This window comes from Neisseria benedictiae (assembly GCF_958267435.1).
In the GTDB taxonomy this organism is placed as follows: domain Bacteria; phylum Pseudomonadota; class Gammaproteobacteria; order Burkholderiales; family Neisseriaceae; genus Neisseria; species Neisseria bergeri.
Window position 1 is genome coordinate 37,712 of the sequence record NZ_CATQFV010000062.1, and the last position, 24,042, is coordinate 61,753.

At 50.8% G+C, this 24,042-nt stretch carries 24 protein-coding genes, 1 tRNA gene and 2 pseudogenes; 9 read left to right on the forward strand and 18 right to left on the reverse strand.

Translation table 11 applies throughout. The features are described 5' to 3' along the window. Window positions 1–13 precede the first annotated feature (13 nt). Window positions 14–1,045: a Holliday junction branch migration DNA helicase RuvB gene (gene ruvB, locus Q3O12_RS07985; protein WP_301669991.1), complete on the forward strand. Its 1,032-nt coding sequence runs from the start codon at window positions 14–16 to the stop codon at window positions 1,043–1,045. A 169-nt stretch (window positions 1,046–1,214) separates the two neighbouring features. Here the strand turns inward: ruvB and Q3O12_RS07990 are convergent, their stop codons facing one another. From Q3O12_RS07990 to Q3O12_RS08060, 15 genes and pseudogenes are all read right to left on the reverse strand, one after another. After that, on the reverse strand, window positions 1,215–1,742 hold the full coding sequence (locus Q3O12_RS07990) for a hypothetical protein (RefSeq protein ID WP_301669993.1): 528 nt from the start codon (window positions 1,740–1,742) through the stop codon (window positions 1,215–1,217). A gap of 151 nt (window positions 1,743–1,893) precedes the next feature. Further along, a pseudogene (locus Q3O12_RS07995) lies at window positions 1,894–2,379 on the reverse strand (hypothetical protein); the annotation flags it as partial. Next, window positions 2,376–2,759 carry a hypothetical protein gene (locus tag Q3O12_RS08000; protein WP_301669994.1) on the reverse strand — a complete coding sequence of 128 codons (384 nt, stop codon included), beginning with the start codon at window positions 2,757–2,759 and terminating at the stop codon, window positions 2,376–2,378. The gene Q3O12_RS08000 and the pseudogene Q3O12_RS07995, both read right to left, overlap by 4 nt. A 937-nt stretch (window positions 2,760–3,696) precedes the next feature. Next, a complete protein-coding gene (locus Q3O12_RS08005) occupies window positions 3,697–4,341 on the reverse strand; it encodes a hypothetical protein (protein WP_301669995.1) in 645 nt (214 codons plus the stop codon). Next, window positions 4,338–5,471 carry a DUF927 domain-containing protein gene (locus Q3O12_RS08010; RefSeq protein WP_301669996.1) on the reverse strand — a complete coding sequence of 378 codons (1,134 nt, stop codon included), beginning with the start codon at window positions 5,469–5,471 and terminating at the stop codon, window positions 4,338–4,340. Before Q3O12_RS08010 ends, Q3O12_RS08005 begins: the two co-directional genes overlap by 4 nt. A 50-nt stretch (window positions 5,472–5,521) precedes the next feature. After that, window positions 5,522–6,613: a DUF7146 domain-containing protein gene (locus tag Q3O12_RS08015; protein ID WP_301669997.1), complete on the reverse strand. Its 1,092-nt coding sequence runs from the start codon at window positions 6,611–6,613 to the stop codon at window positions 5,522–5,524. Between the two features lie 155 nt (window positions 6,614–6,768). After that, window positions 6,769–7,023: a hypothetical protein gene (locus Q3O12_RS08020; RefSeq protein WP_301669998.1), complete on the reverse strand. Its 255-nt coding sequence runs from the start codon at window positions 7,021–7,023 to the stop codon at window positions 6,769–6,771. 313 nt (window positions 7,024–7,336) lie between these two features. After that, the gene (locus Q3O12_RS08025) at window positions 7,337–7,615 is read right to left on the reverse strand and encodes a hypothetical protein (RefSeq protein ID WP_301669999.1); all 279 of its coding nucleotides are present in this window, start codon (window positions 7,613–7,615) and stop codon (window positions 7,337–7,339) included. Further along, window positions 7,599–7,952 (reverse strand): hypothetical protein, encoded by a 354-nt coding sequence (locus tag Q3O12_RS08030; RefSeq protein ID WP_301670000.1) that lies wholly within the window; start codon window positions 7,950–7,952, stop codon window positions 7,599–7,601. The genes Q3O12_RS08025 and Q3O12_RS08030 overlap by 17 nt, the downstream gene beginning before the upstream one ends. An 11-nt stretch (window positions 7,953–7,963) precedes the next feature. Continuing rightward, a complete protein-coding gene (locus tag Q3O12_RS08035; RefSeq protein WP_301670002.1) occupies window positions 7,964–8,545 on the reverse strand; it encodes a phage protease in 582 nt (193 codons plus the stop codon). Further along, a complete protein-coding gene (locus Q3O12_RS08040) occupies window positions 8,535–8,876 on the reverse strand; it encodes a Mor transcription activator family protein (protein WP_301670003.1) in 342 nt (113 codons plus the stop codon). Before Q3O12_RS08040 ends, Q3O12_RS08035 begins: the two co-directional genes overlap by 11 nt. Next, window positions 8,860–9,339: a host-nuclease inhibitor Gam family protein gene (locus Q3O12_RS08045; RefSeq protein ID WP_301667667.1), complete on the reverse strand. Its 480-nt coding sequence runs from the start codon at window positions 9,337–9,339 to the stop codon at window positions 8,860–8,862. The genes Q3O12_RS08040 and Q3O12_RS08045 overlap by 17 nt, the downstream gene beginning before the upstream one ends. Then, window positions 9,336–9,563, reverse strand: a complete 228-nt coding sequence (locus Q3O12_RS08050; RefSeq protein ID WP_301667668.1) for a helix-turn-helix transcriptional regulator — start codon at window positions 9,561–9,563, stop codon at window positions 9,336–9,338. Before Q3O12_RS08050 ends, Q3O12_RS08045 begins: the two co-directional genes overlap by 4 nt. A gap of 425 nt (window positions 9,564–9,988) precedes the next feature. Then, complete coding sequence (locus Q3O12_RS08055) at window positions 9,989–11,221, reverse strand: tyrosine-type recombinase/integrase (RefSeq protein WP_301670004.1); 1,233 nt, start codon at window positions 11,219–11,221, stop codon at window positions 9,989–9,991. 197 nt (window positions 11,222–11,418) lie between these two features. After that, window positions 11,419–11,503, reverse strand: a tRNA-Leu gene (locus Q3O12_RS08060). Window positions 11,504–11,650: 147 nt separating this feature from the next. On the opposite strand from Q3O12_RS08060, the gene Q3O12_RS08065 reads away from it, so the two are divergent. From Q3O12_RS08065 to Q3O12_RS08090, 6 genes are all read left to right on the forward strand, one after another. Further along, the gene (locus Q3O12_RS08065) at window positions 11,651–12,325 is read left to right on the forward strand and encodes a hypothetical protein (RefSeq protein ID WP_301670005.1); all 675 of its coding nucleotides are present in this window, start codon (window positions 11,651–11,653) and stop codon (window positions 12,323–12,325) included. Continuing rightward, window positions 12,318–12,911 carry a GTP cyclohydrolase II gene (ribA, locus tag Q3O12_RS08070; protein WP_301670006.1) on the forward strand — a complete coding sequence of 198 codons (594 nt, stop codon included), beginning with the start codon at window positions 12,318–12,320 and terminating at the stop codon, window positions 12,909–12,911. Before Q3O12_RS08065 ends, ribA begins: the two co-directional genes overlap by 8 nt. Before the next feature lie 321 nt (window positions 12,912–13,232). Beyond that, a complete protein-coding gene (locus Q3O12_RS08075; RefSeq protein WP_025458428.1) occupies window positions 13,233–13,592 on the forward strand; it encodes a glycosyltransferase family 2 protein in 360 nt (119 codons plus the stop codon). Continuing rightward, window positions 13,589–14,191, forward strand: a complete 603-nt coding sequence (locus Q3O12_RS08080; RefSeq protein ID WP_301670007.1) for a glycosyltransferase family protein — start codon at window positions 13,589–13,591, stop codon at window positions 14,189–14,191. Before Q3O12_RS08075 ends, Q3O12_RS08080 begins: the two co-directional genes overlap by 4 nt. A 213-nt stretch (window positions 14,192–14,404) precedes the next feature. Next, window positions 14,405–15,745 carry a bifunctional 3,4-dihydroxy-2-butanone-4-phosphate synthase/GTP cyclohydrolase II gene (gene ribBA / locus Q3O12_RS08085; RefSeq protein ID WP_301670008.1) on the forward strand — a complete coding sequence of 447 codons (1,341 nt, stop codon included), beginning with the start codon at window positions 14,405–14,407 and terminating at the stop codon, window positions 15,743–15,745. Between the two features lie 274 nt (window positions 15,746–16,019). Further along, on the forward strand, window positions 16,020–16,643 hold the full coding sequence (locus Q3O12_RS08090) for a hypothetical protein (RefSeq protein ID WP_107819215.1): 624 nt from the start codon (window positions 16,020–16,022) through the stop codon (window positions 16,641–16,643). A gap of 166 nt (window positions 16,644–16,809) precedes the next feature. On the opposite strand, the gene Q3O12_RS08095 is transcribed toward Q3O12_RS08090, so the two are convergent. Both Q3O12_RS08095 and glgX read right to left on the reverse strand, forming a co-directional pair. Continuing rightward, window positions 16,810–19,284, reverse strand: a complete 2,475-nt coding sequence (locus Q3O12_RS08095) for a glycogen/starch/alpha-glucan phosphorylase (protein ID WP_301670009.1) — start codon at window positions 19,282–19,284, stop codon at window positions 16,810–16,812. 104 nt (window positions 19,285–19,388) lie between these two features. Beyond that, window positions 19,389–21,380 (reverse strand): glycogen debranching protein GlgX, encoded by a 1,992-nt coding sequence (glgX, locus tag Q3O12_RS08100; RefSeq protein ID WP_301670010.1) that lies wholly within the window; start codon window positions 21,378–21,380, stop codon window positions 19,389–19,391. A gap of 62 nt (window positions 21,381–21,442) precedes the next feature. Here glgX and Q3O12_RS08105 point away from each other — a divergent pair, with 62 nt between their 5' ends. Further along, window positions 21,443–21,706 carry a hypothetical protein gene (locus tag Q3O12_RS08105; RefSeq protein WP_301670011.1) on the forward strand — a complete coding sequence of 88 codons (264 nt, stop codon included), beginning with the start codon at window positions 21,443–21,445 and terminating at the stop codon, window positions 21,704–21,706. Here the strand turns inward: Q3O12_RS08105 and Q3O12_RS08110 are convergent. Then, the gene (locus tag Q3O12_RS08110; RefSeq protein WP_301670012.1) at window positions 21,669–22,979 is read right to left on the reverse strand and encodes a replication-associated recombination protein A; all 1,311 of its coding nucleotides are present in this window, start codon (window positions 22,977–22,979) and stop codon (window positions 21,669–21,671) included. The genes Q3O12_RS08105 and Q3O12_RS08110 overlap by 38 nt on opposite strands. A 321-nt stretch (window positions 22,980–23,300) precedes the next feature. On the opposite strand from Q3O12_RS08110, the pseudogene Q3O12_RS10775 reads away from it, so the two are divergent. Beyond that, window positions 23,301–23,657, forward strand: a pseudogene (locus Q3O12_RS10775) (hypothetical protein); the annotation flags it as partial. Window positions 23,658–24,042: the final 385 nt, after the last annotated feature.

The following is a 24,042-nucleotide window of genomic DNA, read 5'->3' on the forward strand; positions in this document are numbered from 1 at the left end:
CAAAGGGAACACTATGCTGCAAACCGACAACCTGACCGCCGCGCAACCGCAACGCATCGTTGCTGCCCAAACCGCCTCCGAACAGGAAGAACTGCTCGAACGCGCCCTCCGCCCCAAAACGCTGGACGACTACATCGGGCAGCATAAAGCCAAAGAGCAGCTCGCCATTTTCATCCAGGCCGCCAAAAAACGCGGCGAAGCACTCGACCATGTTTTGCTTTTCGGCCCGCCCGGACTGGGCAAAACCACCCTTGCCCACATCATCGCCAAAGAGTTGGGCGTGAATTTGCGCCAAACCAGCGGCCCCGTCCTCGAACGCGCCGGCGACCTCGCCGCCCTTTTGACCAACCTTGATCCGCACGACGTATTGTTTATCGACGAAATCCACCGGCTAAGCCCTGTTGTGGAAGAAATCCTCTACCCCGCGCTCGAAGACTACCGGCTCGACATTATGATAGGCGAAGGGCCCGCCGCCCGTTCCGTCAAAATCGACCTGCCGCCCTTCACGCTTGTCGGCGCGACCACCCGCGCCGGTATGCTGACCAATCCGTTGCGCGACCGCTTCGGCATCGTCTCCCGCCTCGAGTTTTACGAAAACCGCGACCTTACCACCATCGTCAGCCGTTCGGCACAACTGTTGCAGCTCGATATGTCCGAAGAAGGCGCGGAAGAAATCGCCAAACGCAGCCGGGGCACGCCGCGCATCGCCAACCGCCTGTTGCGCCGCGTGCGCGATTTCGCCGACGTGAAAAACAACGGCGTAATCGATGCCGCCGTCGCCGATGCCGCTTTAAGTATGCTGGACGTGGATGCGCAGGGGCTGGACGTGATGGACAGGAAATTTCTCGAAGCCGTTTTGCACAAATTCGGCGGCGGCCCCGTCGGTTTGGATAATGTTGCCGCCGCCATCGGCGAATCTACGGACACCATCGAAGACGTTATCGAACCCTACCTCATCCAACAAGGCTTTTTGCAACGCACCCCGCGCGGCAGGATGGCGACCGAACGCACCTACCTGCATTTCGGGCTGCCCGTCGAAAAATAAACCATGCCGTCTGAAACAGAACTGCCGACCAAAGTCGGACATTATCCCCTTTGTCTGCAACAGCTTCAGACGGCATGTATAGTGGATTAACAAAAACCAGTACGGCGTTGCCTCGCCTTGCCGTACTATTTGTACTGTCTACGGCTTCGTCGCCTTGTCCTGATTTTTGTTAATCCACTATATTTTTTATCAGGTTTTGTACCTGATCCGTTACATAATGTAGGATTCGCAAAATTCCGTACTGCTCGGAAATTAAGGTTGATAAATAAAAAAAGTCAAATGAAATAATAAGATGAAGAAGACTTGACCGACTTGATACTGACAACTGCAGTACCGACTGATGCGCCGATGGTAACGCCTGAAGAAAAACCGTTTGCCATATACTGATATACATCCATTGAAATAAGGTTGTTTGCATGTTTATCGTCGGTATGCTCATGGGAGCCACATTCGGCGTATAAGCATTGGTATCCACCAAAGCGACCTTGACCGTATCATCCGCCCAGTTCAACTGCCCCTCCAAGAACATCTGGCGGGAAGTATCGTAAAGTGTATTAGCCATACCGTACCTTTCCGTTAAAAAACCCATTAAACCAACCGTATCGGCGGCATTCAACCGCCTAAAAAAAGCCCGAACCATTTTCAGGTTCAGGACTTCCTCAATGCCCGAAGGCAAAACCGCCGTCGGTACGCGCATCCGAGTGCTTGTCCGGCAGATAAATGCCGTCTTTCGCCCCCGCAACGCGCCGTTGCCGGTTCCTCACGCCCGCCATAATGTTTTCCGACTTAATGGCACGCTTCGAATGCTTCCTGTTCCACTGCGCCACCACGCCGCGCAACTCGTGCAAAGCCGCCGCGTGCCGTGCCGCACCGCCCAATCCGCCCTTGACGGACTCCTTGGCTGCCAAAGCCGCAAATTCAGGCATTCCCTTAGCCGCCGCAACGCCCATTTTCTTCAATACAGCTTTCTCGGCGGCTTTCCTGCCCATATTCAAAATACCGCCGCCAAGCCTCATCGTCGCCTTGTCCACCGCGCCGACACCTTCGCCCTTATGCCAAGCCACGCCAAGCTCCCTGCGAGTCTGAGACTTATGCCCCTCATGAATCTTCCGATAATCCATATCCTCAGCCTTCAGTTGGCTGAGTTCCTCTGTATCACGCGTAAAAGCATTCCACGCCATACGCACCGAACATGCAGAATTTTTAAACCCGCGCGTCAACGCCGTATCGTCGGCAGCCGCCCGCGCATCCTTTTGCGTAAAGCCGCGATACTTCTTCAACCCTCCAGCAAGCTGCCCGTGTTCCAACGGATCGTATCTAACCAAATCATTCATTGCCCAACCCTCTTCTCACCTTTTCCATTCACATATAAGTTACACAAAAAACACACCGACAAACCATTTCCAAAAGCAAATAAAAAGCCACCTGAAGCAAATTTGCTTACAGACGGCATCATTCCGATATTATTCAAACAAAACCGATTTAAAGATTCCCCAAATACTCCAACAAAACCAACCAACGTGTGTGCGGCATATCGCAATGCGCTTTTAAACCCATTGCCGCCTCCTATTTTTGTTCCGTAGCCAAAGTTACACCCGTAATCTCGGCAACCCGCTCTTGCATCAAGCCGTACTTGTGGCGCAATTCCTTCAGGTTGTTTGGCGTGTAACCGATGTTTTAACAGTAATGCAAGAGATTTTTGAATATATTGCAAGACTCTGATTTATATGGTTTTAAATTTATCTAAGCCCGATAAAAAAGCCACCTGGTTAAATCAGGTGGCCTGTATTTTGCGTCCCTAAATTGTACCAATGTGTATTAATTGCTTGATTTATTTATTGTTAATGGTGCGACGGAGAGACTAAAATTGAATGATTAAGATTCTGATATTTATATATATTATTTTCAGCAATCATCAAAATACCCCCAAATATACCCCCTATTTGTCAAAGCCAAAATTTTTCGGCGGTGTTTTGTAGCTCTCATGATACACATTTCCCCGCGCTCGGTCGTCTGAAAATTTGGCGGCAATCGGCGGGCGGTCATCTCAAATTATCCCACTTCTTCCAACATTATCCCGATTCAGAAAAAAACGCTATATATACACACAAAGGTGTCGTTACCGTCGTTACCGCGCCCGCAAACCCTTACGGGGCAAGGCTTTCACGGTAACGACATAAAAAAATCTGTGTCGTTACCTGTCGATACTTACAAATTTTTACACGATAAGTCTATGAAAAGAAAAGGGTAACGACGGTAACGACGGTAACGACACGGTAACGACATAAAAAAGGGGGTGTCGTTACCGCTTTTTCTTCCTATTTTATATTTATATTCATGTACTTATATATTGTAAAGTTTTGTGGTAACGACGGTAACGACACTTTTTTGTGTTCCTATATAGGTTTTTTCGGTGAGTACGGCGGGCTGTTTCAGGTGCTGGCACGGCTTGGCGGCAAAATTTGAACGCTAACGGGGTAAATTTGCGGAATTTGGCGGGTTTCATTGTTTTAGTATAGGTAGATATAGGCAGACAGGAAAATGCCCGCATTTCGCAAATTTGGCGGTTTTATGTTTTAAGGTCGTCTGAAATTGACGGGTAAAAACCGCAAACGCAAAAAAGCCCGCCTGAATGTTCGGGCGGGCTTGGTTTATTCGTCGGTATCGGGCGGGGCTTCGCCTATGAGGACATAGAAACGGCTGATTGCGCCTTTCCGTTTCCGTTGGTGCGTCCAGCCCCTTTGATTTTCGGGCTTTTTCAGCCATTGGGCGGCATGTAGGACTTCGCATACTTTCTGTTTGTCGAAGTCTTGGCAGATTTCGGATTCAAAAGTAACGGGAATTATCCAATATTCATCGTCTTCGCCTTCCTGCCGTCTGTATCCTGCATGGTCGCGGTTTACGGTTTGGCTGTTCCAATCGGAAAAGCGCATAGACAGGGCGTTTATATCCATGAATGCCGCTGCCTGTCCAATAATGGCGCGGTCTTCGTATTTGCCGCCGCCCGTCCGTTCTCGCCAGTCTTCAAAGCATTGTTTGATGGCGGCAATTCCGCCGCCTATGGGTAACGGTATCAGGCGGGCGCGGGCGGCAAGTTCCAGCGCGGCGGCGGTGGCGGCTAGGCGTAATGCTGCGGTTCGCGCCTGTCCGTTCAATGCGGGCAGGGTCTGCATGAAGTCGTCTTGCAAGGCGCGGGCGGTAGCTACGGATTCAGGGGTATTTTGTATCAGAGCAATCAGGGCGCGCCCCAATGTGCCATAGTTTGCTGCTGCTGATTGGTTGATGTGTTCGCTCAATAATGCCCACTCTCGAAGTCATGCAAAGTGTCGTAAATGCCTAATCCTTTCCCTGCATTGCTGGGGATAGACGGCAAGCGGGCTGCCTGCCCTGCCTGCCATTTTTCGCCGCCGCGCTCTACGAAGTTTTCAAGCGGCTTTTCCCCTGTGGAAAACAATAAGACTTTCCAGCGGGTCGATTCTCGGTTGCCGCCGTCTTTCGCGCCCTGCACTTTGGATATACCGTTGATAACTGAATAGGCTGTGTGGGCTACTTGGCGGGGGTTTGCCTGCCCGATTTCGTCCAATACAAGCAAGCCGTCATTACGGGCGTTGGCTAAGTTGCTGAATCCGTGTGCCGTGCCTGTCCAAGTTTGCATAAGAGCGACGGGGTTTCCCCATACGCTCAATGCGGCGCGGGCGGCGGTAGATTTGCCGTCGCGTGAATCGCCGAAAAGATGGAATCCGCCCGCTTCCAATCCTAAAAGCTCAATCAGGGGCGCGGCTAGGGCTGTTCCAACTGCAAGGCAAAGACGGCTGTTTCCTGTCAGGTGTTTGCCGATGGCTGCGTTCCAGTCGTCCAGCGTTCCCGCTGGGGCGTATGCGGCGGCTTGGCTTTTATCGCCGTTGTAAATGGTTTTTGCCTGTCCTTTTGGGGCGTGTTCGGGCTGTATGGTTTCGCCGCTGGGTAAGATGTAGGCGTTGCCATGCCAGCCTGCTTGTGCGGTTACGGTGTATGGGGTGTCCTGCCCGTCAGTTTGTAGGTAGTCTGCCAGTCTTTCGCGCTTGGCTCTGCCCGATAAGACAGTCAAACCGTATGACTGCAAACACTGCCAGCCTTGATTTGTGCCTATATCGGCGGCAGACAGGGCGGCTTGTTTGGTTTGACGGGTCAGGCGGTCTCTGTATTCGATAATGCGGTAATGATTGCCGCCGCCGTCTATGCCGCGCCCAATAAGCCGTATCGGGTCGGAAAGCCAAAGCGGGGCGGCTTCGCTCGTGTTGCCGTCTTTATCGGTCTTTATGCCGATAAAGTAAACGCCGTTTTTCGTGCATTCGTAACGGGGTTTAATGGTAAAGGTTTCAAATTCCGACAGCGTATCATTTGCGGGGGCGGCGGTTTGGCTGTCGTTTTTGCTTTGGTGTAGCATGGCAGTATCCTTGAATGGAAAATGTAGCTTTCGGTCGTCTGAATCAGGTTTCAGACGGCTTTTTTGTCTGCTTGGCGGGTGTTGTATTCGTCCAATGCGTCCAATGCGTCAAATCCCGCCGTATCGCTCTGCCATATGGCGGCGGTCAATCCGTCAGAAATGGCGCGGCGGGCTAGGCTTTCGGCGGCTTTGATTCCCGTCTTGCTGTTGTCGTTGTCAGCGGCGATAAACAGGGCGCGGGCATTTGGCGGATATTGCCAGCGGGTCATCCCGATGGCGGAAAGGGTGGCAACGGCGGGAATACCGAACAAGGCGCGCGCGGCTAGGGCGGTTTCTATGCCCTCCGATACCAAAATCCGCCCGTCCTTATCGGGGGCTGCTAGGGCTACGGCTGCCCCGCGCAATGCTTCGGGGTATCGCGCCCGCATTTTTTTGGCGGGCAAGGCTTCGCCCGTTTCGGGGTGGGTTGCGTTCAGTTTGTGCCAGCGGCGCGGGTCGTCTGAATCGGGGGCTAGATAAGTCAGGTGTAAACCCTGAAGATTGCCGCCCGTGTCGGTAACGGCGGCTATCATGGCGGGGTAGTAACCAATCAGCAAAGGGGCGGCGGTGTGTCCGTCAAGGGCGCGTAAGGCGTAAAGGGAAAGGGCGGAATGAAAACGGATTGCGCCGCCTGTCCACTGCCAAGAATCGGGCGGCAAGCCCCGCGTTTGCAGATACAGGCTTGCGGGGTCGTTGCCGTCCAGCGGGCGGGCTTCGTGCCATGCTTTTAGCAAGGCGGGCTGTTTATCCTGTATCGGCGCGGCGGGTTCTGATGGCAAGGGGCAGCGGGCTTGATATTGCCCCGTCATGCCGTCTGAAAACCCCAAAACGGCGGCTACTTGGCGGGTTGCTTCCTTGAAGTCATATCCAAAAACCAACATCAACAAATCAAAGCCGCTGCCGCCCTGCGGGGTGCATTGATTACAGATAAATCCGCCCGTTCCCCGATGGTCAGTGTAGCGGTAACGGTCTTTGCCGCCGCAATACGGGCAGGGGCAATGGCGGCGCGTATTCAAATAGCGGAGGTCTATGCCTAATGCGGCGTGGATTTCCTGCCAGCGTCCAAATGCGGCGGCTTTGAGGTCGGAAAGGTCGTATTTCATGGCGTTTTGCCTTTCGGGTATATCTACCCCTTGCCAAGCGTAAAAAAGGCGTATTAGGTCGGTCAGAATGCGGTCAGAAATGCTTTTTTGTTTCTTCGGGCTGCAAAAATCCCGCCGTTGCCGTTTCAGGCATGGCAAAAGGTCGATTCAAAGGATTAAATACAGTTCCAAGAAATGGATTTTTCGAGAAGCTCGGAAGTAAAAGACAAGGTATTGAATAGCTGCTCTTCGCGCTTATCGCTACCGCGTGAGTAGGTCGCCATTGCTGCCAGCATATCGGCTACGCGCTCGATTTGACGGTAGGCGGCTTCGTTCAGGATATAAATATCCTGTTCGCCGTGAAAGAATGATTGCGGGATTTCTGAATTAGTGAATTCGGGTGTGATGGCTTTTGTGATGACTTTAGTCATGATGTTGTTACCTTTCTAGTTGGCTGATATGCCGCCTTTCCGTTCTCACGCGGTGGGGCGGCGGGCAAAGGGCAAAGGGTGAGAAACTGGCAACTAGAACCAGCGGGCATAAAGCCCTCTTTGCCCCTGCCTGCCATTGAAAAAGGTAAAACAGGGGGAATGCAAGATAAGAAAATGCCGCTTGGGGTATTCGGGCTATCGGGTAACTCTGATACGCTTTGGGCGGCTTACTTGCCTAGTTGATTTCAGCTTCTCACGGCTGTTCGTCCTATTGAAGACGACAGACGCATTATTGCCCCGCCTTTTGCCGCTGTCAAGCGGTTTGCGCCCCAAATTCTTTGATTGCCGCGTCCAATTCGGCTAATTTCCCCTCTAAATCTTTGATTTCGTTTTGCATATCAATGATTTTTTCTCGGCGTTCGGATACGCTCGGCAAGTCGTCATTGCCCCATTTGTCGCCGATTTTTTCGTTTACCGTCTGCATGATTCGGTCGTGGATGATGTCGGGAAACAAGAAGCAAAGCAGGCTGCGGATGCCGCCCGCCCCGTTTTCCAGTTGGCTGTAAGACAGAAAGTCATAATCGGTTTTCATGCCTGAAAAAAAGCCAGCCTGAATAAATATTGGATTCAAGCGATTCCAGCGGGCGGCGGTTGTAACGGTCAAATTCCAAGCCGTTGCCGTCTGAATTGAGTTTTGTCTGCTCAAGGGCGGAAACAAGGCGGTTTGCGCTCTGATCCGATTGCGCCTTGATGTGCTCTTTTAAAATCAGACTAAAATCAGCACGGGAAACGGGCATATCGCGCAAACGCTTGATTTCTGCTTTCAGTTTGCCGATTGAAGAGGCGGTATTTTCGCGCTCTGTTTGAATTTTGGCGGCTTGTGCTTTAAAAGCATTTACGGCAGATTTTGCGGTATCAATTACAGTCATTTCATTGTCCTTTATCGGTAGTTCGTCAGATGTAAACAGGCTCTTACGGCGGCGGCATAGTCGGCTTGCGGGTGTTCCTGCATATAGGCGCGGGCGTATGCGTCCAGTCGGTGCGCTTCGCTCGGATATTCAGGCTCGGAAAACTGGCATATTTCGGTTTCAAATGTGATGTATCCCGCCTGCCCTGCACCAAAATCCAGCGCGTCCATGCCTTTAACGGCGGGATGGTTCAAAAAGGCAACGTGATTCAGTTTCAAGCCGCCGCCCTTCAATAAGTCGAAACCTGCCGAACAGTGCTTATAAACGCCGCGTCGTATTAGGTCGGTCAGTTCGTCGGTTGAATACGCTTCTGCGTATAGTTTGCCGTCTGAAAAGGTCAATTCAGTAACCAAGCCCAAAGGCTTTGGCGGGGTTTTCAACATGGACGGATGCCCGATGAACAGGGGAGCGCTTTTGCCCTTTGCCGCTTTTCGGCGGTTGTACTCGTCAGCTACGGCTTGCAGCTTTTCGCTACTGAAAAAGTGTTTTGCGCCGCGTGAATCGGTATGCGTTCCGACTTTTGAAATTTGAAAACGCTTGATTTCAAGATTCATTTTTTGCCTTTCTTAAAATCACATAAACCGACTGCATGGAAATTCCGTATTTGCGGGCGATTTCCCCTACGGTCATCAAGCCGCTTTTGTATTCTTCGATAATGGTTAGGTTTCTCTCTTCAATATCTTCTTTTTTGCACTGCTTGAAATAGACAAGCTGCCCACCGAACTCAAAAGAAATATTGTCTGCAACGGCAATAGCGGCGCGGTGTGCATGGGCTGAATTTATGCCCAAATTCTTCAATACTTCGGCGCACTTGTCGGAAATTGCGCTTAAAATTTCATCACTGCTGATTGTTGTTCTTTTGTCCATGTCATGCCCCTGTTTCAATACTCAATACTTCGCCGCCTGATACAGTTTTGATACCGTCTATCGGTGTTTTCAGTTTGCCGATTTCGGCAATGATGGCGGATTTGTTCAATTCTTCTTTTACGCGGATAAAGCGGCTTAAGCGGCGGCGTTTCAGGGCGGCAATGATGGTTTCCGTATCGCCCGTGATTTCCAGCTTGTCAGGCTGTTTGCGCCATTTCAGACGACCTTTGCCGATAGAGGCGGTCTTGGTTTTGCCGTTGGCGGTCAGTTCGTCGCGGTGGGCGGCGGCATAGTCGGCAAGCGCGGCGCGGATAGCGGTTTGTTCGCTTGCCAGCGGCTCAATATCAGCGGCGTATTTGTCGGTCAATGCCTGAATCTTGGCTTTGTGCTTGGCTTCTTTAGCGGCTTGTTGCTGTTCCAGCTTTGCCAAGCGGCTGAATGCGGCTTCTGCTTCTTTCATGGTCTGATAAGCGGTCTTCATGCTGCTGCTCCTGTATCTTTGCGCTGGGCGGCGCATTTTTCGATGTATGCCGTGATTTCGCTCTCAATCCAGCCCGTAACGTTATCTGATATTTTGACGGGCTGAGGAAAATCGGGGCGGTAATGGCGGCTTTTGGGGTTTGCCTTATTCCAAAGTGTCGCGGTAGATATACCCAATTTTTCCGCCGCTGCTTTGGCTCTCAAAATCCTGCTTGTATCGTTCATATTTAAACTTCCTTGCTTTCAGATAGATTGAATTAGACGACAAGCGAATAAGATAACAACATTAAGCCGTGTTAAAAAGTCGATAACTTATTGAAAAAGTGCAACAACGTTTCACTTTTAGCAAAATATTTCAAAATATTTCAATAAAAAAAAGTGCAACAATGTTGCACTTTTTTTCAGAAAACACGAAAGAATAACGGACAGGCTGTTATTTTTTTATATGCCAATTTTTACAAGCATTAAAAACATTCTTCTAAAACTGTTGTTATGTAAATTATGTAAATGTTAGTTAACTTGTATTTTGAACGATTCTATGTGAATTTATTTCATCTTATGAATTTTTATCGTTATTTGGGAGATTTTCTATGAAAATTTCCGCCGCCATCTGTCGTGAAGATTTTCGGCAACGGCGGCGAAAAAATACGTTAATTCCGCGTACCGTCCTCAATCAATCTTAATGCTTGGCGGTATCGTTCTCGCAAAAAATCACTATACCACTGCATAAACTCTTTGCGCTCGTTCAGATAATCGGCGCGGTTGTAGGCGGCGCGGATTTTGTTGTTTTCAATATGGGCAAGCTGTCGCTCTATCGCGTCAGGGTTGAAGCCTTGCTCATTCAAAACGCTGCTTGCAAGGGAACGGAAACCATGCGGGGTTACTCTACCTTTGTAGCCCATGCGCTCAATGATACGACCTATTGTTGCGTCGCTGATAAAACCGTCCGTCTTGGTTCTACTGGGAAACAGAAACGGCGTATTACCAGTAAGCTCTTTCAGTTCTGCCAAAAGTTCAAGCGTCCAATCAGCCATCGGCACGGCATGGGGCGGTTTCGGCGCGGTCTTTTCGTGCTTCATACGCTGGGCGGGAACTGTCCACATTGCCGCGTCAAAGTCTATTTCATTCCATTGCCCGCCCCTTAGTTCCGTGCTTCGTAAAAAGGTCAGCATATTCAAAATCCGGGCTATTCTGTTTTGCGGCTCAATCTCTGCCAGTATCAGGCGGCGGAAAAACTCGGTCAGTTCTTCACGGGGCAAAGCTGGGCGATGGTCGGTCTGCTTAGCGGGGATGTATTTCCGCAATGAATAGGCGGGGTTGGTTTCCACAATCTCAAGCATGACAGCATAATCAAATATTGCGCCCGTCCATTCCCTGATTTTTTCGGCGGTATTGTTCATGCCCCGCACCATTACGCCGTCAAGAACCGCTTTAATATCGCTTACCCTGATTTCCTGAATCGGCATTGCGCCGATAACGGGGAAAACGTCCGTTTCAAAATATCTCAACACGCGGGCGGCGTGGTTTTCTTTCCAGCGGGTCAGGTTGTCGGTATGCCATCGGCGGGCGATTGATTCAAAAGTATTTAGGGCGGCGGCTTGCCGTTCGCGCTTTTCCTGTTGCTTGGCTTTGCTGGGGTCTTGCCCTTGTACAATCATGCGGCGGGCGTTTTCGGTGGCTTGGCGGGCTTCTACCAATGAGAAAGCAGGATATTTCCCGATAGTGAGTGTTTTCTCTTTACTGGCAAAACGGTATTTCAGACGGAATATTTTTCCGCCCGCTGGTGTAACTTCAAGATACAGGCCGCCCCCGTCAAATAACTTGATTTTCTTTCCAGTATCAGACGGCTTGGCAGCTTTGATTTGGCGGTCGTTCAGGGGCATTGGGGGTATGTTTTTTGGGGGGTGTTGTCAGATTCCCCGAATCATATCCCCATATTTTGCTTTATTCAATTATATGGCATTGGGGGTATTTAGACATTTGGCAAGGAGGTTATTAGCCTGAAATCCTTGCCAGTATTGAATCTTGATTACTGTGTTAGATTTGATTAGACGAAAAAAAGCCCCTAAAAGGGGTTGGGTGGTGCGGACGGAGAGACTCGAACTCTCACACCTCTCGGCGCCAGAACCTAAATCTGGTGCGTCTACCAATTTCGCCACGTCCGCATAAGGGTGGAGATTATACAGATTTTGTCCGATTGCGCAAGGCTTTGGGCATAATAGTTGAGGCTTATGCTTTGCAGCGGTAAAATCCGCTATTCGTCCGCCTGGCATCGGAATCCGGCGGTTTTATTTTATTGACGGAATTTGAGTATGCCTGCTGCTTTGATTAAAGATTTCCTGCTGACCCAAGGTTTAAAGCTGCCGCCAGACGAGGTACGGACGGCGTATCTGACCGTAAAGACGGTGATGGATATGGGGATGGCTTCGATAGACCGTTCGGTTTTGTGGCGCAATCATGAAGGTTGGAAACTTGCCGATTATCTGCCGTGCGATGATGGTCGCGAAGACAGCCTGAAACGGCTTTTTATGGCTCTGGATTCGGTATTTTCGCGCTGTGAAGGCGTGCGCGCCGCAGCCGTTTATGCCCTGATGCCGTCTGAAAACGCCGCCTTTCAGCTGGTTTGCCTGTCCCAACAGGGAGAAGGTTTGGAAAACATATGGAATCTAGATGAAAATGTTGCCGATGTTTCACTTGCCTGCCGTTGCGCGCAAAGCGGCTGGATGAATATTGCTTCGGATGTGGGCCGTTGGCTGGCATTGGGCGAGCTGTCCGGCGAACGCAACCGGCATTCGGCGGCGCAGCTTTCCATTCCAGTTTGTACGGAGAGCGGCGGCGTGCTGGGCGTGGTTCACGTCGAATTTGAAAAAGCCGGTTGTGCGGATGAGGCGGCGCAGGCGGAATGGGTCGCTTTGGCTTTGGCTCTGTCCGAACCTTTGAAGCAGCTTTTGGGCATCACTGCCGCAGAGGGAGCTGAAAATGTCTGAATTATTGAGCTATGTCGCTTCCTGCCGCCTGCCGACCGAATGGGGCGTATTTACGATGCACGGTTTTGAAGAAGTAAGCGGTCAGGAACACGTCGCGCTGACCGTCGGTGATTTTTCAGACGGCAATCCGGTTCTGACGCGCATCCACTCCGAATGCCTGACGGGCGACGCGCTGTTTTCCAGAAAGTGCGACTGCGGGCCGCAACTTGAAGCGGCCATGAGAGCGGTACAGGCAGAGGGGCGCGGCATCATCGTCTATCTGCGTCAGGAAGGACGCGGCATCGGGCTGATTAACAAAATCCGCGCCTATCATCTGCAAGACCAAGGCATGGATACCGTTGAAGCCAATTTGGCACTCGGGCTGCCCGTCGATGCCCGCGATTTCCGTTTGGCGCAATCTATCTACGGATATCTGGGCATCCGCTCGGTCAAACTGCTGACCAACAACCCCGAAAAAATCCAAACCCTGAAAGATGCGGGGATTAACGTGGTCGAACGCATCCCCCTGCACGTTGGGGAAAACCTTGAAAACAAACGCTACCTCCAAACCAAAGCAGACAAGCTGGGACATCTGATGCCGGAATAAGGCAAAGATGCAGGGAACGGGCATCCTGCGCCGCCTTTCGGGAAACAGGTTTCCCATACCTTGATAAAGCAATAAGTTTTATAGTGGATTAACAAAAACCAGTACAGCGTTGCCTCGCCTTAGCTCAAAGAGAACGATTCTCTAAGATGCTGAAGCACCAAGTGAATCGGTTCCGTACTATTTGTACTGTCTGCGGCTTCGTCGCCTTGTCCTGATTTTTGTTAATCCACTATATAAAGTTACAGGGTGCGGATGCAAACGCATTGCGGGTGCGGGTTTGAGGCATACGCGCAAACATCTTAATATAATAGATTGATATTTATGATTTTCTCCATCATCGTCCCTATTTACAATGTGGAAAAATACCTCCGCTGCTGCGTGGATTCCGTGCTTGCCGAAAATTTTGCCGATTATGAAATGATTTTGGTCGATGACGGTTCGCCGGACGGCTGCGGGAAGATTTGCGACGAATATGCAGGCAAATATCCGCATATAAAAGTTATTCATAAAGAAAACGGCGGGCTGTCGGATGCCCGCAACGCCGGTATCCGGGCGGCAAAAGGCGATTACCTGATCTTTTTGGACAGCGACGACTATTGGGCCGATACCAACCGTTCAAAAAACGCGGGGGGGGGATTCTCTTTGATTTACAACAACTTGCAGATAAAAAGATTGATTTGATCCTGCACCCTTCGTCCTTCAATTACCGCGACATCTCCAAAGGGGAGGACTTTTCGGATAATGATTTTGTCCGCCATTTTGAAATGCTGGTGGAAGGGCGGTACTATATCTCCAACGCGTGGACAAAGATTGTCAGGCGGGAAATAATCATCAAAAACAATCTGTTTTTCCCAAAAGGATACATTCACGAGGATTTCCCGTACAGTTTGCAATTGGCGCGTTTTATCAAGACTTTTGCCTTTTACGATAACCCATTTTACCAGTACCGCGTTCTCGGCGGCTCTATCAGCCACAACATCAAATACAAAAATTTCAGCGATATGCTGACGCATCTCAACCGGGGTGTGGATTTTTTAGTCGAAAACAAAAATTCCCCCATCTACGGCGGTTTGCAAAAATTTGTCTTCGACAATATCGGCTATCTGAGGTCTATATTGGTAGGGCTTTATTTTTCCAAAAACATTATCGTCATCTACCGAGAATATTTTTCATTTAAAGAAAAATGCAGAAAGATATTCGGCGCGAAGGCAATCCGTCCGGTTTTTATCGGGAAGACGGCATTCATCAAAAGCTTTTTATCAGAAATTTTTTCGGAATAACCCTCCGGAAACCCCATAATCAGAAGCGTGCGGGAAGAAACAGCCGCCCCGCCGGCGGGGTTGCGGCAATGCCGTCTGAAGCCACGAATCCGGCTTCAGACGGTATCTGTTTACCAAAAAGCAAATAATTCGGTTTAGCGAAAAAACAGATTTGCTTTTTGGTAAATACGCGATTACAATCCGCTACATCCGGTTTCCGCAAAGGGAAAAACAATGACCGACACAGCCGACCTGCGCCGCCGCAACCTGCGGCAGTGGATAGAAAAATACTACGGCGGTTTGCAAACCCGTTTTGCCGAAGCCGTTGCACTCAACACAGGCGAACTCTCCGCCCTCTTAAAAAACAAATCCTTCGGCGAGAAAAAAGCCAGAAAAATCGAACAGGCGGCGAACATGCCTGCCATGTGGCTGGATCAGGCAAACCCCGCCGCCCAAACCGACCATCAAGAAAGACGCACCATGTCCCACATCTCCACCATCCCCGAAATCCTGGCCGACATCAAAGCCGGCAAAATGGTCATCATTACCGATGCCGAAGACCGCGAAAACGAAGGCGACCTGCTGATGGCCGCCCAATTCGTTACCCCCGAGGCCATCAACTTTATGATTAAAAACGCGCGCGGCCTGGTCTGCCTGCCGATGGCTGGCGAAATGGTCGAAAAACTCGGCCTGCCCATGATGACCCAGAAAAACGGCGCGCAATACGGCACCAACTTTACCGTCTCCATCGAAGCCGCCCACGGCATTACCACCGGCATTTCCGCCGCTGACCGCGCACTGACTATTCAAACCGCCGTTTCCCTGACCGCCAAACCTGAAGACATCGTCCAACCCGGTCATATCTTCCCGCTTCGCGCCCAAAAAGGCGGCGTACTCGTCCGCGCCGGACACACCGAAGCCGGCGTCGATCTGGCGCAAATGAACGGGCTTATCCCCGCCGCCGTCATCTGTGAAATCATCAACGACGACGGCACCATGGCGCGTATGCCCGAGCTGATGAAGTTTGCCGAAGAACACAAGCTCAAAATCGGCACGATTGCCGACCTCATCGAATACCGCAGCCGTACCGAAAGCCTGCTCGAAGACATGGGCAACGCACCCGTACAAACCCCGTGGGGCGAGTTCCAACAACACGTTTACGTCGACAAGCTCTCCGGCGAAACCCACCTCGCCCTCGTCAAAGGCACACCTTCCACCGACGAAGAAACCCTCGTCCGCGTACACGAACCCTTCAGCGTCATGGACTTCATCCAAGCCAACCCGCGCCATTCCTGGTCGCTGCCCAAAGCCCTTGAGCGCATCCAACAAGCCGAAAGCGGCGTAGTCATCCTCCTGCACCGCACCGAAGACGGCGCATCCCTGCTCGACCGCACCCTGCCCAAAGGCGCAAACCAAGCCTACAAATGGGACAGCAAAAGCTACGGCATCGGCGCGCAAATCCTCGCCGGCCTCAACGTCAAAAAACTGCGCGTCCTCGGGCAACCCTCATCTTTCACCGGTCTGACCGGTTTCGGTTTGGAAGTCGTCGGTTTTGAAGAAGCGGAAAACAAATAAACCGCCCGTCCTATCAAAAGGTCGTCTGAAACCCAAATTCCGGTTTTCAGACGACCTTTTGCTATAAATTACCTGATTCAGCCAGAACCTCCCATAAAAGTCATTATTATAGTTTATTCTAAATAAAAATAAAAATAATAATATAATAAAATAAGAATAATCTAAGAGCAATTTTTATTGCATAAAAAATAGAAATGTAACATAATACTCACCATTAAGAATGAATCCTCTCCTCCTGATATTTTATTTAACCCTAAAACAAAAGGATATAATTATGCCTAATAGCTTTATCGACCGCCGCACAGAAATATACAACCAACGAAATCAAAATAAGATTACGTTGAGTTTACGTTTATCCATTAAAGATGATTTGATTTTGCAAGAGCTTGCCGATGCTTGGGAAACAACCCGCCAAGATATCATCAATGATTTAATTCAAGAATTCATTATTCAAGACTGGGAGAACAAACGAATGATTGACAAACAAAAAGAAGAAGAATTTGATAATTCAACTACAACACGATATTTCTTATTAAATACTAATAGTGCCAACGACCTGGAAGACCATAATTTTATGATGACAAACCAAGTAGCTGCTGCATTTGAAGATGGCTACAAAGAAAAAATCTGTCGGATTAAAAAAGGAGACTATGTATTCCTATACGCCTCTGGACAAGGAATTGTTGCATATGGTCAAGCAACAGGAATCATAGAGAAAACTCATCATTACGGTGTTGATAATAAAACATTTTTTCAGAAACTAGAACATTTTATCGATTTAAGTCAAAATCCAATCAAAGCAAAACAGGTTAAATCCATTTTGGGACGTTCTTTTCCTTTTGCCCAAACATTATCTCAGATTACTGATGGGGGAAAACTATTGGAGAATCTCAAATAAGACAAAGTAAGGCTACAAGTATCCTGTAAAATGGCAGTTAAATTTTAAAAGGCCGTCTGAAAATTTTCAGACGGCCTTTTAAGTTTGTTATCCAATTAAAAAACAGCAAATATAAAAAAGCCGATACACCTTTCCGATGTATCGGCTTTTGCCATCTGTTCAACGCTTAATTTTTGCCGGGCAATTCTTTTTCGCTCAATGGCTCGATGTGCCAAATATCGCGGCAGTAGTCGGCAATGGCGCGGTCGGATGAGAAAAAGCCCATATTGGCAATGTTGATCAAGGCTGATTTGCGCCATGCGGAGGTGTTGCGGTAGTGTCCGTCCGCTTTGTATTGCGTGTCGATGTAGCTGCGGAAATCCGCCATCAGTTGATAGAAATCGCCGTACGGCTGCAACACGTCTTTGTAGCGGTCCGGCTCTTCCGGCGAGAACGCGCCTTGGCTGATTTGGTTGACGACGCGGCGCAGGTCGCTGTCGCGCTCGATATAGCCCAAGGGGTCGTAACCGTTGCGGCGGATTTCTTCGACTTGTTCGACGGTATTTCCGAAGATATAGCAGTTGTCCGCGCCGACTTTTTCCAAAATTTCAACGTTCGCGCCGTCCAGCGTACCCATACAGATTGCGCCGTTGAGGGCAAATTTCATATTGCCGGTGCCGGATGCTTCCGTACCCGCCAGTGAGATTTGTTCGTGCAAATCGGCGGCGGGGATGATGATTTGTGCGAGGCTGACGCTGTAATTCGGGATGAACACGACTTTAATCAGGTCGCGGATGCGTTCGTCGTTGTTGATGACGCGTGCCACATCGTTAATCAGGCGGATGATTTTTTTCGCCATATAGTAGGCGGATGCGGCTTTGCCGGCAAAGATAAACACGCGCGGCTGCCAATCGTAATCGGGGTTTTCCAAGATTTTATTGTAGCGGTCCACGATGTGCATCACGTTCAAAGCTTGGCGTTTGTACTCGTGGATGCGTTTGATTTGGATGTCGAAAAGCGCGTCGGTGCCGACTTTGATACCCAGCTCGGTTTCGATGTATTTGGCGAGGCGTTCTTTGGCGGCTTTTTTCACTGCGCCAAATTCCGCCTGCACGGCGGCATCGTCCGCCGTGCCGTTGAGCTTGGTCAGCTTGTCCAAATGCAAACGCCAGTCGTCTCCGCCCAAATGTTTGTCGAGGAACTTGGTCAACTCGGGGTTGGCGATGTTGATCCAGCGGCGCGGGGTTACGCCGTTGGTAACATTGGTAAAGCGTTCGGGGAACACTTTGGCGAAGTCCGCAAAAATGGTGTTGACCATCAGGTCGGAGTGGATTTTCGCCACGCCGTTGACCTTGTGCGAACCGATGACGGCAAGCCAGCCCATACGCACGCGGCGGCCGTGGGTTTCGTCGATGATGGAGACGCGGCGGACAAAGTCTTCATCAAAACCCTGTTCCTGTACGCTGTTGAGGAAGTGGGCGTTGATTTCAAAGATAATGTCCAGATGTCGGGGCAGCAGGCGCGCCATCAGCTCGACCGGCCAGGTTTCCAAGGCTTCGCTCATCAATGTGTGGTTGGTGTAGGAGAAGATTTTGCAGCACATTTCCCATGCTTTTGTCCATTCGAAGCCTTCTTCGTCAATCAGGATACGCATCAACTCCGGAATGGCGAGTACGGGATGGGTGTCGTTCAGGTGGATGGCGGCTTTGTCGGCAAGATTTTCAACGCTCGGGAAACGGCATTTGTGGCGTGCGACGATGTCTTGAACCGAGGCGGAAACAAGGAAATATTCCTGTTTCAGGCGCAGCTCTCTGCCGCTGTCGGTAGAATCGTTCGGATAGAGGACGCGGGAGATGTTTTCGTCGCTGTTTTGCGCGCGGACGGCAGAGGTATAGTCGCCCTTGTTGAAGTCGGCAAGGTTGAACAGTTTGCCGGCGTGCGCCGTCCACAAGCGCAACGGGTTGGCACATTCGCCGCCGTAGCCCGGGATGATTTCGTCGTATGCCATCGCGGAGATTTCTTCATCGGGCTGCCATTCTTTTTTGCCGCCCATGTTCAGAAGCTGACCGCCGAAACGGACGGAATACTGTTTGTTCGGACGGGCAAACTGCCAAGCCAAATCCTGATCCAGCCACAAATCGGGTTTTTCGACCTGCTGTCCGTCCGCGATTTCCTGTTTGAACATACCGTATTGGTAGCGGATGCCGTAGCCCATTGCCGGAATCCGCAAAGTCGCCAGCGAATCGAGGAAGCAGGCGGCAAGGCGGCCCAGTCCGCCATTGCCCAGGCCCGGGTCTTGTTCTTGTTCGCACACGTCGGCGAATTCTTTGCCCAGTTGTTTGAACGCTTCTTCAAATTCGGCGTAAACGCCTTCGTTAATCAAGGCGTTGACAAAGGCGCGGCCGAGCAGGAATTCCATAGACAGGTAGTAAACCATACGCTTCCCGTTTTCGATGTGGGCGCGGCGGGTTTTTAGGAAGTCTTCGGCAATCAGGTCGCGTGCGGCAAGCATGGCGGCGTTGAGCCATTGGTGTTCGTTGGCATCTTTGGGGTCTGCGCCCAAAATGAAAATCAGTTTGTAGACAATCGCTTTGCGGATGGTCTCGGCATCTGGTTTGGGCATGACGTAGTCGAAACCGGAAATGGGAAGTTTTTGAGCCATGTGAAACAGCCTTTCTCTGCGGGGTGATTGAAAAATAGGTTTCCGTATGCCGTCAGAAGGGTCGCCGGTTCAGACGGCATTTCTTTTATTTGTGTTCGGACGGGTCATGCTTCCTGCTTCAAAACCCAAATGCCCATATGTCCGGCGGCAAACCGATTTTCAGAAACATTGTAATTAAATTTCTCCGATGGTACGCAAGAAACCTGCCACCGTCCTTGAGGCAGGTTAAAAAACTGCCGATTACGCGCACCGTTGACCAACAGCAGCCATTGCCCGTCCAGCAGAACCTGCATCGATTTCGCCGTCTTGTCGTGCCAGTTTTCATGATTCATCGGTACTCCGTCGGCATTCAGCCAACGTACCCTGCCCTCCGTCCACCAGATGTTTTCGTTCAAAATGTCGATTTCCCGGCGCAGGGCAATCAGCGATTTCGTGTAATCCTGCAACATTTCGTCCGCGTCCTGCCAGTTGAGCCACGCAATCGGGTTGTCTTGGCAATAGGCATTGTTGTTGCCCTGCTGGCTGTTGCCGAACTCGTCGCCGCCGAGCAGCATCGGGATGCCGTTGGAAAGGAACAGCGAGGAGAGCAGTGCTTTGGCGGTGTATTCGCGGCTTTGCCGTATGTCCGCATCGTCGGTCGCGCCTTCGATGCCGTGGTTGTAACTGATGTTGCCGTTGTGTCCGTCGCGGTTGCTTTCGCCGTTGGCATCGTTGTGTTTTTCGTTGTAACTGACCAAGTCGCGCAGGGTGAAGCCGTCGTGGGCGGTAATGAAGTTGAGGCTTGCCGAGGGCTTGCGTCCGCCGTGGCGGAACAGGTCGGATGAACCTGCCAGACGTTCGGCAAACGCACCCAAATTGCCGTTTTCCCATACCCAAAACGCGCGCATATCGTCGCGGAAACGTCCGTTCCATTCGGCAAACGGCGGCGGAAACTGCCCCAAACGGTAGCCGTCGCCGCCGATGTCCCACGCTTCGGCAATCAGTTTCACATCTGCCAGCACGGGGTCTTGGTAAAGCGTTTGGAAAAAATGCCCGTCCGTTCGGAAATCCGGCCCGCGTCCCAAAACCGTTCCCAAGTCGAAGCGGAAACCGTCTATATGGAAATGTTCCGCCCAATAGCGCAGGCTGTCCGCAGCCCAACGTGCCACATCGCGGTCGGCAATACGCAGCGTGTTGCCGCAGCCCGACCAGTTTTCATAACCGCCGTGCGGCTTGTGCCAATACCAGCGCGCATTGTCGATACCGCGCTGGCACAGCATCGCGCCGGTTTCGTCCTGTTCGGCGGTATGGTTGTACACCACGTCCAAAATCACTTCCAAACCTGCCGCGTGCAGCGATTTGACCGCCTGTTTCAGCTCCGCCGCAGCCTGTTCCGCCTCCGCCGCATAGGACGGCTCGACTGCGAAATGGGCGCAAGTGTTGTAACCCCAATAGTTCGTCAGCCCCGCCTGCTGCAAATGGTATTCGTCAAGATGCTGCTGAACCGGCAGCAGCTCGAGCGTGGTAACGCCCAAATCCTTCAAATAGGCAATCACGCGCGCATCGGAAAGGGCGCGGTATGTGCCGGCGTGTGCCAAATTGGGAAACTGTTTGGTCAGCCCCTTGACGTGCGCCTCGTAAATCACGGTTTGCGCCAAGGGGATGCGCGGACGGCGGTCGCCGCCCCAGTCGAAACCGTCATCGCCCCGCACCACGCTTTTGGGCGCAAATGCCGCGTTGTCGCGCCCGTCCTCCGGTCTGAACCATGCCATCTCTTCCGCATTGCGGAAACCCGGTTTGCCGTCGGTCTGCCGCGCATACGGATCGAGCAGCAGCTTTTGCGGATTGAAACAGGATTCCGCCTCCGCGTCCGCCCTGCCGTACACGCGGTAGCCGTAACGCTGCCCTGCGCCGATTCCGCGCACAAAGCCGTAAAACACCGTGCCTTCGTGCGAAGGCAGCTCCAGCCGCGTTTCCCCGCCTTCGCCGTCAAACAGGCACAGCTCCACTTTTTCGGCATTGCCTGAAAACAAGGCGAAATTGACCCCGCCATCCATCGGTGTCGCCCCCATCGGATAAGGAAAGCCGCTTTCGATAACATATTTTTCGGCAACCATAAAACCGTTCCAAAAATAAAATAATCAAATTATTCATTCTGATACGATCAGATAAAGCCCTGATGCCGTCTGAAGTATGCTTTCCCGCCTTCAGACGGCATCTCAAACTTCAAAACCCGATTCACAGGGCGATGCTTTATGTGCCGTCCTGTGTGTTGAAACATCGGTTAAACATCGTTTACAAAAACGCCGACGCGCCCCACCGCGTTCAGACGGCATCCCAAGGCTCGGAATGCCGTCTGAAGGCTTTTGCGGCAGGCAGTCAAAGCCGCCCTGCCCCAATCCGCCCTATCCCCTGGGCAATGCCTCTTCATCCAGCGATTTGAGCCACGCCAGCTTTTCGCCGATTTTGATTTCCAGTCCGCGCGGGACGGGTTGGTAGAAATCAGGTTCGTCCAAGCCGTCGGGCATATAGCTTTCACCGGCGGCGTAGGCGTTCGGTTCGTCGTGGGCGTAGCGGTATTCGCGTCCGTAGCCTAATTCTTTCATCAACTTGGTCGGGGCGTTGCGCAGGTGGACGGGTACTTCATCGCTGGCGTTTTCTTTAACGAAACGGCGCATTTGGTTGTATGCCTTGTAGCCCGCGTTGGATTTGGCAGCGGCGGCAAGGTACAGCACGGCTTGCGCCAGCGCGAGTTCGCCTTCGGGCGAGCCTAAGCGTTCGAAGGTGGCGGCGGCATCGTTGGCAATTTGGAAGGCGCGCGGGTCGGCAAGCCCGATGTCTTCCCAAGCGATACGCACGATGCGGCGGGCGAGGTAGCGCGGGTCGGTGCCGCCGTCGAGCATACGGCAAAACCAATACAGCGCGGCGTTTGGATGCGAACCGCGCACGGATTTGTGCAGTGCGGAGATTTGGTTGTAGAAACTCTCGCCGCCTTTGTCGAAACGGCGGATTTGCGCCCCGAGACTGTCAGTGAGAAATTCGGTGGTCAGGATTTTCAGACGGCGCGTGTCGGCGGTGCGTAAAAGTTGTTCCAATAGATTCAACAACCTGCGTGCATCACCGTCGGCGGTATTGACGAGCAGCTCCTGCGCATCGGCCTCAATCGTGAAATCTTGGTATTCGGGCAATGCCAACACTTTGGCAATCAATTTCTTGAGGTCGTCTGAAGACAAGGATTGCAAAACATACACCTGCGCGCGGCTCAACAGCGCGGGATTGACTTCGAACGACGGGTTTTCCGTCGTCGCACCGATAAAGGTCAGCAAACCGCTTTCGACATGCGGCAAAAACGCGTCCTGCTGCGCCTTGTTGAAGCGGTGGACTTCATCGACAAACAAAATCGTCGCGCGTCCCTGCTGCAAAGCGATTTCGGCTTTATCGATTGCCTCGCGGATGTCCTTCACGCCGGAAAATACGGCGGAAACAGGCAAAAACTGGGCGTTGAAACTCTGCGCCAAAATCCGCGCCAACGTCGTCTTGCCCACGCCCGGCGGCCCCCACAGCAACATAGAATGCGGCTTCCCGCCTTCTACCGCCACGCGCAAAGGTTTACCTTCGCCGATGAGGTGTTCCTGCCCCACCACGTCGTCAAGCGTATGCGGACGCAATCGTTCGGCAAGCGGCGCGTCGGGTTCTCGGACAAACAAATCGGTCATAACGGCTCCGTCAACAGGTTTTCAAACAATATGATTATACGGCAGGGAAAGGCGGCGTGCCGCATACGGATACCGCCCCGCCGTTTGCCTTAAGCCGATATTAGGCGCATACTGGAAAAGACGAGAGACTTCACACAATATATCCGGCACGGAGACCGATTCCGCACCGGCATAACAATACCCAAATCAGAGTTTCAATTAACCATTAAGGAGAACTCGATGAAACAAAATAGAAAATTTGCTTTATCTACCATTGCTTTGTTGATTCAATCGGCATTATGTTTTGAGGCAGAAGCCCATGAATATACTAATATTCAAGAGATGGAATGGGTGTCTTTATTTTCTGATCCGCAAAGAGACGATGATAGTCTTATAACCCTTAAAGATGAAAAAATCACTGTAAAAAACTATATTGTGCCTTGGTGGAAAAAAGGTGAAAACTTTAGAAAATTAGAACTTATTACCACCGGTAAAAATGATAATGGAAATTTAACGGTAAAGGGAAGTTACGGTATTCTTTCTTATGCAGACAAAGAGCTAGAATACAAACCGGAGCTATTGCTTAAAAGCAATAATGACATTCTATTTAAAAATAATCTCCAATCTGTTGAAATTAATCCTTATTCTAATGATGTCAAGTTAGAAGCCGAAGGAAAAATAGACTTTAATCTAGATATTGCCGAGAAAGCACTCACCCAACAAGGACAGGAATTTCTTGTTAATGATAAATCTTTAATTAAATATCTCAACTACACCACAGACGGTACTAAAGGCTCATTATCTCTAACCTCCAAATTAGGCAACCACCTTAATTTAAATGCAAAAATACACAAAGGTATTCACCATAGTGGTATTGTCAATTATTTAAACACAAATGTTAATTTAACAGCGACAGAGGGAGATAATGTTATTTCACTTAACGGTCAATTAATGGATAACATTACCGATTCAAATAATTTTACATCTTCAAGTTATTTAAGCGGGATTGAAACAGCCTTTAAATCGCATACCAATTTAACAGGTGAAAATAATAGAATTTCTATCACCACTAAAGGGGGGGGGG